The organism is Brucella sp. NBRC 14130 (assembly GCF_040371715.1).
GTDB classification, from domain to species: Bacteria; Pseudomonadota; Alphaproteobacteria; order Rhizobiales; family Rhizobiaceae; genus Brucella; species Brucella intermedia.
Genome location: NZ_BAABTE010000006.1, coordinates 182,747 through 196,061, shown reverse-complemented (window position 1 = coordinate 196,061; position 13,315 = coordinate 182,747). Strand labels below are relative to the sequence as shown.

Below are 13,315 nucleotides of genomic sequence, written 5' to 3'. Positions count from 1 at the left end.
CACCCTTTACGAAGGCACGAGCGGCTTGGTTCCAGTGCGCGATTGCACGCGAATCTCGCCATTGTTGAGAAAGAGGCATGTATCGAACAAAGCAAGATCAAGCGGATTGGGAAGCCGGACATCCTCGATCCCCGGACACGGCTTTGTTGCTGGATCAAAGAAACGGTCGATTTGGGATATACACAGAATGGTGAGCCTTCGCTCGGAAGCAAAAGATCTGAGTGCCGCAATCTGGGTCGACAGGGCAGGCTTGTCTCGCTTGTGATCCAAAATCTGCAGATAATCAATGACCACAACGGTTCCAATTGGGGCGTCATCGAGTTTGGCGATTATATAATCGGCGCAGATGGCATCGGAGCAATCGAAGCGGAACAGATGCCGAAAATCATCCTGTTTACAATCGAGTGCCTGGAAGCGCGCGGCGATATCTCTTTCCGAGTAATCGAGCGAAAAGAACACGCCGCAATTGCTGCCTCGCATGGCTTCTATCATTATATCCAGGCTCAACAGGGTCTTGCCATGACCCGGTCTCGCACCGATCAGCACCATGTTGCCGGGTTTGAGAAAGCTGTAGATCTCACTGGCAGAAACGGGAGCGGATGACTTGTTGACGAGCAGGCTCCAGCTTCTATAGCCTTCCTGCGCCGCAATGCGATCAAGCGCAGCATGGAACGGAATATCAGCCTCGTTTGCCAGACGTCTGGCGTGCCGCTTCAGGTGATAGATAGGGGACGATGACCGCATCGATAAACCTCCTGTGACGAGCTGTCGCTGCAGTCCCTCCTTGTGCATGTGCCCGAACAGTTGGTTCGATGATTTATTCTTCCTGCATGAAAAAATGCTTTCCCGAACGGAGGGGGGAGGCTTGGAAGAAGCCAGAATCAAAGCATAGCGTAAACAGCCCGCCCGGGAAACCACATGTTAGCGATGTCCTTGATGAAATTCAGCGTGGCGCTATCGGTTTCCAATGATGGAGGACAGTTCTTTCCTCACATGAATAGCACCAGTAGTGTCCCTGATGGGGCTGGTCATATTGGCGGCTGATCGGGAGTCCCGCAAGATAACAGAGAAGTATCGTGCCGGAGCCGCCATGGCCGATAATGGCAGTATCGTGCGAAGCCGAGAGCCGTTCCACGTATTTGAAGCCCCGCGTGATGCGGTATTGTACATCAATGGCCCGCTCCCATCCGCGAATGCTGTTGTCTGGGGCTGAAAAGAACTGGTCGGCCACCATTTCGTGCTGGTCGGGAGGCAGAAAGCCGGTGGAGCTTCGGTCGGTTTCACTAAAACGATCGTCGGTCGCAGGAACTATTCGTAAAACACCGGCCAGGATTTCGGCGGCTTCAATTGCCTTTGTTTCAGTACTGGACCAGATCGACCCGATCGATTGCAGCTCAGGCCGACCGGCAAAAGAACGCATCCGTTCGATACCACGCTCCGAAATGTTCCATGAGGGAACAGGCTTTGCCGGATCGACGATGACTTCCGGATGCGAGATGAAATAGATTTTTGCCACGCGCCGCCCCGCAATAATCACATCGTTATGAGGCTAAGGGCGCGAAAAGCGCCCGTTGCCAGCCCTATCCGGCTCATATTCCAAACGTCACAAGACCATTCTCGTCGATTGCCCAGGCCGGGTTCCAAGCAATTTCCCAGGCGTGATCGTCGGGGTCGGCGACATAACCGCGAAAACCGCCATGGATTGGCACGTCGGCCCGGCGCAATAATTTGCCGCCAGCCTCAACCAGCCGGTTCATCAGCGGCGTGACCTCGGCTTCCCGCTCCACATTGTGAGCAAGCGAAAAGGCACCCGGTTGCAAGAGACCATCTCGGTCCATGTCGGATTCGAGCGCGAATTTCAGAAAGGTTCCGAGAACGAAACCGTTCATCTGATAAAAGATGATTTCGTCATTCTCGAAAACCGGAATCCAGCCGAAGCCTTCCGTGTAAAAGCGACGTGAGCGCCCGAGATCGGCGATGCCAAGTGTGATGACGGAGATTTGCTGTTTCATAACCAAGACCTCTTGTTCTCCAATGCACCATTGCATTGGAGTGGAAGGTCAAGGGACTCGACGCATCTGCCAAATGCGGCAATCGCGAAGGCCAGGACCCGCTTTGCAACGGGGATCGGGCTAACCGCACCGATCTCTCCTTTTTAGACCCGGAACGGATAGCACATTCCGGGGCCTTTTCCAAACAGATGGAGAGCTCTCGATGTCAGCGCACTGAGCCGACGAGGAGATTGTCGGGACCTTCAATGGTAACCCAGCGACCGGTGTCGTTCGCGGCCTGACGCTTCAGATACGTGTAATCCGTCTCGTTCCAGCGCATGACTTCGTCCGTCAGGTTATCAAGAACGAAATCGCCGCGATCAGTGCGAACGGTGAGGACCGCGTGCCCTTCGCCGTCCGGCTTGCGTACGACGGTGATCAGAAGATCGGTGAGCGGGATGCCGGCCTTCTGCAATTCACGCTGCTTCAGCAACACGTAATCTTCGCAGTCGCCAACGGTCGTCGGATAAGCCCAGTATTCCTCGACGCCGTAGATTTCCATGTCGGTCATCGGCTTGATGCGCTCGTTGATCGCAAGGTTGATCTCGACGATGCGCTGCCAGTTCGAATGGTTGAGTTGGAGCGCGCGGGTGTCTCGGCTGGTGATGCCGCATTCCTTGGGCTCGCGCTTGCAGAATTCATAATGTCCGATCGGCTGCGAGGTCAGCTTGCCGGTCTGCATGAAGTCGCCGGAGGCTGCTTCCGCACCAAAGCTTGCCATCAGCAGCGAGACTGCGAAACCGGCGGCTGCCATAATCTTTGTGGTCGAGCGAACAACGCAAAACATACTCAACGCCCTTTGGCTCTCGCCATTACTCATTTATTAACGAAACGTTAATGTCTGAAATAGTCCGGAGTCAATTCGGTTTGCCTCGCGATCGCCTGACTTCTTAATTAATGGTTAATACGGGTGGTTCCCAATAATGCAATCTGTAATTGAAATTGTCAGCTCTCGGAAAGCCAGCTTCGACGGTAAAAATTACCCATAATTTTGCCACGGTCCGGGCGCTTGTTTTTTGCCTCGAATGAGCCAATTGTTGGTGTTCGACCGGATCGGAACGATCCCTTTGCAAAGGCCAGAAGATGACAGGCGCAACGACGCGCAAGGCCACGGCAGACGACATAGATGCGCTCCTGCGCATCGAGGAACGCTGTTTTGAGACAGACCGGATTTCCCGCCGTTCCTTTCGCGCCCTCATCGCGCGGCCGACCGCAGAAACCATTGTTGCAACGGTGGATGGCACAGTCATCGGCTATGCGATGATCCTGTTTCGCCATGGCACTGCGCTGGCGCGGCTCTATTCGATAGCCGTCGATCCGGAGGCAAAGGTCAAGGGCGTCGGCTCGCTTCTGCTGCAGGCGGCGGAAACAGCGGCTTATGACCACGACCGTCCATTGCTGCGGCTTGAGGTGCGCGAGGATAACGAGCGCGCCATTGGGCTCTACAAGCGGCACAGCTACCGTCCCATCGGGCGCTATCTCGATTACTATGCCGACCATTCTGACGCGCTGCGATTTGAAAAGACGGTTCGCGGTGACATTTCGCCGGTCACCGCCTTTCCCTATTACGAGCAGACGACCGATTTCACCTGCGGCGCGGCCTGCCTGATGATGGTGCTGGCCCGGCACAATCAGGAGACCCGACTTGATCCAGTGCTGGAAGTCCGTCTGTGGCGCGATGCGACTACCATCTACATGATGTCGGGGCCCGGCGGTTGCGAACCCTTCGGACTTGCAGTCGCCGCGCATGAACGCGGACTGAAAGCATCGGTCATCGTATCCATCGAGGATATGCTTTTCCTGCAATCGGTGCGTTCGGAAGAAAAGCGCAAGGTCATGCAACTGGCCCAAACCGATTTCCGGCAGCGCACGGAAGCCTATGCCATACCGGTGGATTATCGCAGCTTTACCCTGCACGACATTCTGACGGCCCTGCGCCGTGGAGCGGCAGTGATCGTGCTTGTCAGCGGTTATCATATGTTCGGCAAGAAAGTGCCGCATTGGGTGCTCGCTCATGGCGAAGACGGGCGTCACATTCTCATTCACGACCCCTGGGTGGAGGAAGAGCTGGGCGAGACCATCGCCGATGCCGCAAATGTTCCTGTTCCCTTTCACATTTTCGACCGTATCGCACGGTTCGGCAGTGATGGGCTCAGGGCAGCCGTTATTCTGGAAAAAAGGACGGACTGATGACGATCTGCGTCATTCTGGTAGGACGCCTCTCGGATATCGATAATGGGGCGACGCCGCACAAGGTCATGACCACGCGTGATTACCTCGCACATCCATCGCTCTTCAATGGCCAGTTGCGCCCGCGGATCATCAATCTGTCGCGCTCCTACGCTTATCAGAGCCGCGGCTATTATGCTTCGCTTCTGGCGGAAGCGCGGGGACACCGCATCATCCCTTCCGTGGAAACCATGATCGATCTCTCGGAACGGCGGCTTTATGAAAACGCCATTCCCGAACTTGAAGACATGCTGAACAAGGCGCTCGGCAAGCATCCGCAAAAGGCGCCCGAGACAATCCACGTGCATTTCGGACTTGCCGACAGCCCCGACTTTGAAAAATTCGGACGACTGCTCTTCGACTGGTTTCGCGCACCATCGCTGGAAGTATCCGTCAAGCCAGGTGAATGGGCCCGAATCCAGAAGATCGGCTTTGCCAACATCGCCAAGTTTTCCAAGGATCAGAAGGAGCGTTTCGAGGAGGCACTCGACCGATATACCCAGCGCGAGTGGCGCGCGGCGCGCCCAAAGGTGCCAGCGCGCTATTCCTTCGCAACGCTGTGCGACCCGAAGGAAGCGATGCCGCCGTCAACCGTTTCAACGCTGAAGCACTGGGCAAGGATCGCGGCAAGGCTCGGCGTGGAAGTGGAACCGATCGGCAAGCGCGATCTGCCCCGGCTCGCCAATTTCGACGCATTGTTCATCCGCGAGACGACGTCGATCTCCAATCACACCTATCGTTTCGCCCGCCGGGCGCAGCAGGAAAACATGCCGGTGATCGATGACCCGATGTCCATGATCCGCTGCACCAACAAGGTTTATCTGCATGAATTGATGCAGGCCAACGAGGTGGCGGTCCCGCCGACGGTGATGATCGCGGGTGAGGAGGACCTGGAACGCGCCGCCGACATGCTCGGTTTTCCGATGGTCATCAAGATACCTGATTCGTCATTCTCGCGCGGCGTGAAGAAGGTGAAGGATTTCGGCGAACTGAAAGCGCTTGCTGCCCTGTGGCTGGAGGACAGTGATCTCCTGCTGGCGCAAAAATACATGCCGACGAAGTTTGACTGGCGCGTCGGCGTTCTGGACGGCAAGCCGCTCTTCATCTGCCAGTATATGATGGCCAAGAACCACTGGCAGATTGTCAAGCACGATACGGGCGGCAAGCCGCTGGAAGGCGGGTTTCGATCCTATGCGCTGGGCGACGCGCCGCCATTGGTGCTGGAAACCGGCTTACGCGCGGCACGGTGCATTGGCGACGGGCTTTATGGCGTCGATCTGAAGGAAACGGACGATGGGGTGGTCGTGATCGAAGTCAACGACAACCCTAATCTTGAGCACGGGATCGAGGATGCCGCCGAAAAGGACGAGGTCTGGATCAATCTGACCCGCTGGTTCACCGACAGGCTGGATCGGAGATAGCATTCCCCAAAAGCGAAAACCGGCTTTTAGGGGAAGAATATGCCGAAAACAGTGGGAGGGAGCATTTCCAACGATCAAATCTGGATCGGAAATGCTCCATGTCCAGCGACTGAACGCGACCTTGCTGGATCACAAAGGCGTAAAGCAGACCTTGGTGTGTCCTGCGCCTATGAAGCCGAGCCGGCCTGCGGCACCCTTGGACAGGTCCAGGACACGTCCCTTGATGAACGGGCCGCGATCGTTGATGCGCACGACAAGCGACTTGCCGTTTCTCTGATTGGTAACCTTGACCTTGCTGCCAAGCGGCAGGGTGCGGTGTGCTGCGGTCAGGCCGGACGGGTTCATGCGTTCACCCGAAGCCGTACGGGAAGTGAGGGCGTACCAGGAGGCACCGCCGCATTGCTGTGCTGAAGCCTCGATTGCGGTGGCCGCGAGAAGACCGGTTGCCGCAACGGCAAGCATAGCCATACGGGTCTTGAAAGTCATGCCAGTTCCACTAGTTGTTAACGGGGTGTCCCACAGTTGTCGCTGAGAAAGACGGTTCCGAACTGGAATCTAAATGTGGCGCTGGCGTGGTTCGAATGAGAACATTATGCGATAACTGAATCTATATCCCGCAGGGAAAATCATCCTATACTGACCGTTGTTTACTTAATGGCTTAAACACAACAAAGGAATATTAGGAAGTGTTCGCGCCATTTACTGTAAAGCTGTTTACGATTCGTTAGGAATCTGCGGCGGCACTTCGCTGTGCCTTGATTTCGCGCGCCCGTTGCAAGAAAAGCTGCTTTCGTGGGTGGCAGCTGTCCCCGGCCGCGATGCAATTTTTATTTGCAAGGTAAGTTTTCAGCGTCGGGGGCAAAGTTGACGAAATGAGGCGTTTTGGGGGCAAAAATGCAATTTCTGACTGTGCTCGAGAAGCTCTTGTCGAATTTTGAAAGTTATCCACAGGCCCGAAAGAGGGTGAGATGACGTTTCTTTGACTGCTATCACCCTGCACGAAAGCGTTGAATTCCTGCTATAAGCGTTCAGACCAGACGACGGAACGCCATGCAGGACCACCCGGAAAAAGACAGGATCGACGCCGCTTCGCCCGCAATCTCGGCGAGCAAGCGGATCGTCTATCTTTGCCTCGGCTTTCTCATGCTCGGACTTGGCATTGTGGGTGCCTTCCTGCCGGTCATGCCGACAACGATCTTCATCATTTTTGCTGCATGGTTCTTCGCGCGGTCGTCGCCGAAGATCGAGGCCCGGTTGCTCGCGGATCAACGTTTCGGACCGTTGGTCATAAAATGGCGCGAGCGTGGTGCCATTCCGCCGCGCGCCAAGCTCTACGCCTGTCTTGGCATGGCATTCGGATATGGAATTTTCTGGTGGGGCGCCAAACCTGGCTGGCTGCTGGCAACAGTAGTAACACTGTTCATGCTGGGCTCTGCCGCCTATGTGTTGTCTCGCCCGAACGAGTGAGTTTAGATCATGATTCCGAAAGGTGGGATCCAGTTTCAGGATTAAATCATGCTCAAACAAAAGGTTAGAGCGGGGAATAACTCAACTTAAAGGCGTCGCGTTCCAATCACCTACGGGGTCACGTCGAACCCGAACCATTTTTCGGATAGCCTTTTGAGAGTGCCATCGGCCTTCGCCGCCATGATTGCAGAATCGAATTGGCGCTTGAGATCAGCTTCGTCCTTGCGCAGACCGACAGCGACCCCGCGCCCGAGCAGGCCGCCTTTGAAAAGCGGCCCGGTCATGACGACGTCGGAATAGGCCTGCGTCTTCTGGATCGTGTTCAGATAGGATCGGGCGGTGGCCTGCATGTCGATGCGTCCGTTTGCGAGATCGAGATCGACCTGCTCGGCGGTTTTATACTCGCGGATAGTGGTTCCTTCTCTGAAATATGCATTGATCAGAGATTGGGCTATTGATCCACTTACGACACCGACGGTCGCTCCCTTTATCGCGGTATTCACATCTTGAAGGGCTTGCTCCGTTTCATGCTGATTGCCCGAAAGGTCCAGGTTCTCCTCCATGTGAGGCAGCTTGCTGTACGGACCGTCGCGCAGGGTGGCGAAGACTTGCGGCGTGCGGCCGTAGGATACGGAGAAATCGATGACTTTCTCACGCGTTTCTGTTGCTGACAGCGCTCCCATCACAGCATCGGCTTTGCCAATCTGCAGGCTTGTTACGATGGCGTCGAAGGGAATGGCGATAAAATTGCATTCGACTTTCATCGTCTGGCAAAGGTGCTGGCCCAACTCGACCTCATAGCCGTCGAGCGTGCCATCGGACCGCGTGAGATTATAGGGCCGAAAATATCCTTCGGTAGCAATGGTGAGCACACGGCTTTGAGCATGGGACTGCGACGGGGAGCTCGCGAGCGCAATGATCCAGACGAGGTTGAACAGACTTGAATAGATCACTGTGGAAACCTTGTATTGTCACTTTGTCGTTCAAAGCATAGGTCTGGAGAGGCGGCTGGGTAAATTGGCTGGAAATTGGGAGCCGTTATTCGGTGGGCCGGTCGATCATTCGAAACCGACACTCAAGCGGTGGACGAACGCCGCATTATTCTTTGCCGGTTCAAGGCGCGTCAAAACCCCACAAAATCACTGGCAAGCGGCTCTGATACAAACCTGTAACAATAGTGTCATATGAATGTAATATAGAGCGCGTAGAGGGCTAACGACGCCACATCGTCATATGTCTTTTACAACAGGAGCCGCAGCTCATGAACAAGATGATTTCCTCGACCGCAGCGCTTGCCATCGCTGCCGTTATGTCGGTTTCCGCCGCTCAGGCGCGCGATCAGATTCAGGTTGCCGGTTCCTCGACCGTTCTGCCTTATGCAAAAATCGTCGCCGAAACCTTCGGTGAAACCTTCCCGAACTTCAAGACGCCGGTTGTTGAATCGGGCGGTTCGGGCGCAGGTATCAAGGAATTCTGCAAGGGCGTCGGTGAGAACACCATCGACATCGCCAATGCATCGCGCGCCATGAAGGACTCGGAACTGAAGTCGTGCATCGACGCCGGCGTCAAGGACGTTCAGGAAGTGCGCTTCGGCTATGACGGCATCGTTTTTGCGACCGACGCCAAGGGTCCGGATTGGAAGCTGAAGCCGGAAGACGTCTACAAGGCGCTCGCAGCCAAGCTCGTCGTGGACGGCAAGCTGGTCGACAATCCGAACACCAAGTGGAACCAGGTCAACCCGAACCTGCCGGATTGGGACATTGCTGCCTACATCCCGGGCGAAAAGCACGGCACCCGCGAAGTCTTTGAAGAAAAGGTTCTGGCTGACGGCTGCAAGCACTCCGGCGCTCTGGACGAAATCAAGAAGGCCGGCCTCGACGACAAGGCTGCCGCTTCCGCCTGTATCGCAGTGCGCAAGGACGGCAAGGCCGTGGACATTGATGGCGACTACGCTGAAACGCTGGCCCGCATCGACTCCAACAAGACCGGCGTTGGCGTTTTCGGCCTCTATTTCTTCGAAAACAATGCCGACAAGCTGAAGGTTGCCACCGTCAACGACGTTACTCCCTCGGCTGCAACGGTTGCTTCGGGTGAGTATCCGGTGTCGCGTCCGCTGTTCTTCTACGTGAAGAAGGCGCATCTCGGCGTCATCCCCGGCCTCAAGGAATACGTTGAGTTCTTCCTCAACGACCAGATGATCGGTCCTGACGGTCCGCTCGCCGAATATGGTCTGGTTCCGGCCCCGGATGCAGAACGTGAAGCACAGCGCGCTGCCTTCTCCGAAGGCAAGACGTTGGCTGCGAAGTAAGTTTTGATCTGTGGAACGCGGGGATGAGGAATCTCCGCGTTCTTCTCCTTTCGCGCCTTTGTATTATGACAGGCGCATTCGCGTGGAACGGCGTGGGTGGAAGCTGCACCTCAACGCCATCCGCATTCATCAGGGCAACCGGGGAAATTGAATGTCCTTCTTTCTGGTTCTCGTCAGTATCGTTGCAATCGGGCTGATCGGATTCTTCATAGGCCGCCAGCGTGCCGTTGCACTGGACAAGGCGCAGTCTGCTTCCGCAAAAGCTTCGCCGACCGAGAAAATGCATTCCCGCCCGCATTATCATGGCTGGTGGGTTTTCCTCGTTTCAGCATTGCCTGCGGTTCTGTTCCTCGCCATATGGGCCGTAGGAACGTCGGTTTATCTGGATCACAGTGCGACCGCCCGCTTGCCGGATGCCGTTGAGGAAGGGTCTTTCACCAATCGCAGCCTGCAACTCGGCATGGTTCGCGGTCTTGCCAGCGGGCTTGACCGGCTGACGCCTGCCGAACTTGAAAATTTCCCGTCGAACTATCAGGACGCCCGCACGCTTCTGGGGGCAAAGGGCGTGGCGCTCGCGACCGAGGGCCAGGACTATATGGTGCCGATCGCGCTTTACCTGAAAAAGGCAACGGCCCTCACGCACACCATCGGTTCGGCTGTTTCCCTGGTGATCGCCGTGGCCGGCCTGATTTTCGGCCTCTCCACGATCAGCCGGCGCATGCGCGCACGCAACAATGTCGAGCGGATCGTTCTCTGGGGCCTGATTGCAGCCTCCGGCATCGCCATCCTGACGACCATCGGCATCATCTGCTCGATGCTGTTCCAGACCATCAGCTTCTTCCAGTCCGTTTCGCCGTGGGACTTCTTCTTCGGCACGGTGTGGGACCCGCGCTTTGCCGCTGCCGGTTCGGGCGGCGAGACCGGCCAGTTCGGTCTCATCCCGCTTCTGGCAGGCACGCTCTATATCGCCTTCGTGGCCATGCTGTTCGCGGTTCCGGTCGGATTGTTCTCCGCCATCTACATGGCCGAATATGCTTCGCCGCGCGTACGCACCATCGTAAAGCCGGTTCTGGAGCTTCTGGCGGGTATTCCCAGCATCGTCTACGGCTTCTTTGCGCTCGTGACCGTTGGACCTTTCCTGCGCGATCTGTCCATCGCCATTGCTGGCGGGCAGGGTTTCATCATGGCGCAGAGCGTTCTGACCGCCGGCCTCGTCATGGGCGTGATGCTGATCCCGTTCGTGTCTTCGCTTTCCGATGACATCATCACTGCCGTGCCGCGTGCGTTGCGCGACGGCTCGCTTGGTCTTGGCGCGACCCGTTCCGAAACCATCAAGCGGGTGGTCCTTCCGGCGGCATTGCCGGGCATCGTAGGCGCGCTTCTGATGACTGCTTCGCGCGCGATCGGCGAAACCATGATCGTGGTTCTGGCGGCAGGTGTTGCGGCCCGCATCAACATCAATCCCTTCGAGGCGATGACCACCATCACCGTGAAGATCGTCAACCAGCTCACCGGCGATCTTGAGTTCAATTCGCCGCAGACGCTGGTGGCCTTTGCACTCGGCATCACGCTTTTCGTCCTGACGCTGATCATGAACATCTTTGCGCTGCACATCGTGCGCAAGTACCGGGAGCAGTACGAATAATGACCGATACGACCTTTAATGCCAGCGGCGCCGCGGCACAGCCGACGCGTCGCGATATCGGACTGAAACGCCGCTACGCTGCCGAACGTCGCTTCCGCTATTACGGTATTGCTGCGATTGCCATCGGCGTATTCTTCCTGTGCGCGCTCCTGTTCTCGGTTTTCTCCAAGGGCTATACCGCCTTCTGGCAGACGACGCTTTATCTGCCGGTAAAGCTTGAAGAGAGCGTGATCGATCCGGGCAACAAGCGCGCGGCCGATCCGAATGTGCTGATCACGGCCAATTATCCGCTGCTGGTGCGCAACGCTCTGGCTGAAAAGCTTGGTGTTTCGACGACAGATCGACCGGCAATGCGGGACCTTGGCCGTTTCTATTCGGACGGCGTGCGCATTCAGCTGCGCGAGATCGTGATGAACAACCCCTCGCTCATCGGCACGACACAGGTCGTTCCGGTTCTGGCGGGCGCGGACATCGATTCCGCCTTCAAGGGGCAGATCGATCTTTCGGTGCCGGAGGCGAATCGCAAGGTTTCGGACCGTCAGGTGGGATGGATGAGGACGCTTTCGGAAGAAGGCGTGATGAAGGAGTCCTTCAATACGGGCCTCTTCACCTTCGGCGCATCCAGCCGTCCGGAAACCTCCGGTCTCGGCGTGGCATTGGTTGGTTCGCTCTACATGATGCTCATCGTTCTCGGCCTTTCCCTGCCGATTGGTGTTGCTGCTTCGATCTATCTGGAAGAGTTCGCCAAGAAGAACCGCTTTACCGACATGATCGAGGTGAACATCAACAATCTGGCGGCGGTCCCGTCCATCGTGTTCGGCCTGCTCGGGCTTGCGGTGTTCATCAACTTCTTCGGCCTGCCGCGCTCCGCCTCGCTGGTCGGCGGTCTGGTACTGACATTGATGACGCTTCCAACCATCATCATCGCGACCCGCGCCGCCCTTCGCGCCGTGCCGCCATCGATCCGTTCCGCGGCCCTTGGCCTTGGCGCGTCGAAAACGCAGATGGTGTTCCACCATGTTCTGCCGCTTGCCGCACCCGGCATCCTGACCGGCACGATCATCGGCCTTGCCCATGCGCTTGGTGAAACCGCGCCGCTTCTGCTGATCGGCATGGTGGCCTTCGTCGCCGACGTACCGTCAACGCCGATGGAACCGGCTACTGCTTTGCCGGTGCAGATCTATATGTGGGCAAACGAAGCAGAGCGAGCCTTTGTGGAACGCACGTCAGGCGCTATCATCGTCCTGCTTCTGTTCCTTGCCGTGATGAATATTGCAGCAATCATTCTGCGCCGCCGCTTCGAGCGCCGCTGGTAAACGGGAGTCGAAAGCTATGAACCTGATGACTGAACGATCTCTCGAGAAAGCCGTAGGAGAAAAAATGAACGCCAACGCCAGTTCCATAAAGATGCGCGGCGACAAGGTCTGCGTGTTTTATGGGGAGAAGCAGGCTCTGTTCGACGTCGATCTGGAAATCCAGGAAAAGATGGTCACAGCGCTGATCGGCCCTTCCGGTTGCGGCAAGTCTACCTTCCTGCGTTCGCTCAACCGCATGAACGATACGATCGAAGGCTGCAAGGTCGGTGGCAAGATCACGCTCGACAACGAGGACATTTACGATCCGAAGATCGATGTCGTCGAACTGCGCGCCCGCGTCGGCATGGTGTTCCAGAAGCCGAATCCGTTCCCGAAGTCGATCTATGAAAACGTCGCATACGGCCCGCGCATCCACGGTCTCGCCCGGACCAAGGCCGATCTGGAGGAAATCGTCGTGACGAGCCTGAAGAAGGCGAGCCTGTTCGAGGAAGTGAAGGATCGTCTGCACGATGCGGGCACCGGTCTTTCCGGCGGCCAGCAGCAGCGCCTTTGCATTGCGCGCGCGATTGCGGTCAGCCCGGAAGTCATCCTCATGGACGAACCGTGCTCGGCGCTCGACCCGATTGCAACGGCGAAGGTGGAAGAGCTGATCGACGAACTGCGCCAGAACTATACGATCGTGATCGTCACGCACTCCATGCAGCAGGCCGCGCGCGTTTCGCAACGCACAGCCATGTTCCACCTCGGCAATCTGGTCGAAGTGGGCGACACGGAAACCATGTTCACCGCGCCGACCGAAAAGCGCACGCAGGACTATATCACCGGACGCTTCGGCTGATCCGGAACTGCGTTTCAACAGACAGTGCGGCTTCCCCGCA

At 56.9% G+C, this 13,315-nt stretch carries 13 protein-coding genes; 7 read left to right on the top strand and 6 right to left on the bottom strand.

What is annotated here, in order from left to right:
- Positions 1-6: 6 nt before the first annotated feature.
- The 4 genes from ABWW28_RS14445 to ABWW28_RS14430 all read right to left on the bottom strand — a co-directional run bounded on the left by ABWW28_RS14445 (position 7) and on the right by ABWW28_RS14430 (position 2,838).
- Positions 7-744 carry a DNA helicase gene (locus tag ABWW28_RS14445; RefSeq protein ID WP_021587603.1) on the bottom strand — a complete coding sequence of 246 codons (738 nt, stop codon included), beginning with the start codon at positions 742-744 and terminating at the stop codon, positions 7-9.
- A gap of 199 nt (positions 745-943) precedes the next feature.
- Positions 944-1,516: a histidine phosphatase family protein gene (locus tag ABWW28_RS14440; protein WP_031347137.1), complete on the bottom strand. Its 573-nt coding sequence runs from the start codon at positions 1,514-1,516 to the stop codon at positions 944-946.
- A gap of 73 nt (positions 1,517-1,589) precedes the next feature.
- Positions 1,590-2,012 (bottom strand): VOC family protein, encoded by a 423-nt coding sequence (locus ABWW28_RS14435; protein WP_021587605.1) that lies wholly within the window; start codon positions 2,010-2,012, stop codon positions 1,590-1,592.
- Positions 2,013-2,217: 205 nt separating this feature from the next.
- Positions 2,218-2,838 (bottom strand): transglutaminase-like cysteine peptidase, encoded by a 621-nt coding sequence (locus tag ABWW28_RS14430; RefSeq protein ID WP_006472618.1) that lies wholly within the window; start codon positions 2,836-2,838, stop codon positions 2,218-2,220.
- A gap of 296 nt (positions 2,839-3,134) precedes the next feature.
- Here ABWW28_RS14430 and ABWW28_RS14425 point away from each other — a divergent pair, with 296 nt between their 5' ends.
- Positions 3,135-4,241 carry a GNAT family N-acetyltransferase/peptidase C39 family protein gene (locus ABWW28_RS14425; protein ID WP_021587607.1) on the top strand — a complete coding sequence of 369 codons (1,107 nt, stop codon included), beginning with the start codon at positions 3,135-3,137 and terminating at the stop codon, positions 4,239-4,241.
- Positions 4,241-5,701 carry a RimK family ATP-grasp domain-containing protein gene (locus ABWW28_RS14420; protein ID WP_021587608.1) on the top strand — a complete coding sequence of 487 codons (1,461 nt, stop codon included), beginning with the start codon at positions 4,241-4,243 and terminating at the stop codon, positions 5,699-5,701. The genes ABWW28_RS14425 and ABWW28_RS14420 overlap by 1 nt, the downstream gene beginning before the upstream one ends.
- A gap of 129 nt (positions 5,702-5,830) precedes the next feature.
- On the opposite strand, the gene ABWW28_RS14415 is transcribed toward ABWW28_RS14420, so the two are convergent.
- The gene (locus ABWW28_RS14415; protein WP_006468123.1) at positions 5,831-6,187 is read right to left on the bottom strand and encodes a septal ring lytic transglycosylase RlpA family protein; all 357 of its coding nucleotides are present in this window, start codon (positions 6,185-6,187) and stop codon (positions 5,831-5,833) included.
- Positions 6,188-6,751: 564 nt separating this feature from the next.
- Here ABWW28_RS14415 and ABWW28_RS14410 point away from each other — a divergent pair.
- A complete protein-coding gene (locus tag ABWW28_RS14410; RefSeq protein WP_021587609.1) occupies positions 6,752-7,168 on the top strand; it encodes a YbaN family protein in 417 nt (138 codons plus the stop codon).
- Positions 7,169-7,278: 110 nt separating this feature from the next.
- Here the strand turns inward: ABWW28_RS14410 and ABWW28_RS14405 are convergent, their stop codons facing one another.
- Positions 7,279-8,121 (bottom strand): transporter substrate-binding domain-containing protein, encoded by an 843-nt coding sequence (locus ABWW28_RS14405; RefSeq protein ID WP_151658425.1) that lies wholly within the window; start codon positions 8,119-8,121, stop codon positions 7,279-7,281.
- A 308-nt stretch (positions 8,122-8,429) separates the two neighbouring features.
- Between ABWW28_RS14405 and ABWW28_RS14400 the strand changes: the two genes are divergently transcribed.
- The 4 genes from ABWW28_RS14400 (at position 8,430) to pstB (ending at position 13,275) form a co-directional block, all read left to right on the top strand.
- A complete protein-coding gene (locus ABWW28_RS14400; RefSeq protein ID WP_021587611.1) occupies positions 8,430-9,476 on the top strand; it encodes a PstS family phosphate ABC transporter substrate-binding protein in 1,047 nt (348 codons plus the stop codon).
- 151 nt (positions 9,477-9,627) lie between these two features.
- Positions 9,628-11,121 carry a phosphate ABC transporter permease subunit PstC gene (pstC, locus tag ABWW28_RS14395; RefSeq protein ID WP_021587612.1) on the top strand — a complete coding sequence of 498 codons (1,494 nt, stop codon included), beginning with the start codon at positions 9,628-9,630 and terminating at the stop codon, positions 11,119-11,121.
- Entirely contained in the window at positions 11,121-12,437 is a 1,317-nt protein-coding gene (gene pstA / locus ABWW28_RS14390; RefSeq protein WP_006473263.1) for a phosphate ABC transporter permease PstA, read from the top strand. Before pstC ends, pstA begins: the two co-directional genes overlap by 1 nt.
- 64 nt (positions 12,438-12,501) lie before the next feature.
- Positions 12,502-13,275, top strand: coding sequence for a phosphate ABC transporter ATP-binding protein PstB (pstB, locus tag ABWW28_RS14385; RefSeq protein WP_006468128.1), 774 nt, complete (start codon positions 12,502-12,504; stop codon positions 13,273-13,275).
- Positions 13,276-13,315: the final 40 nt, after the last annotated feature.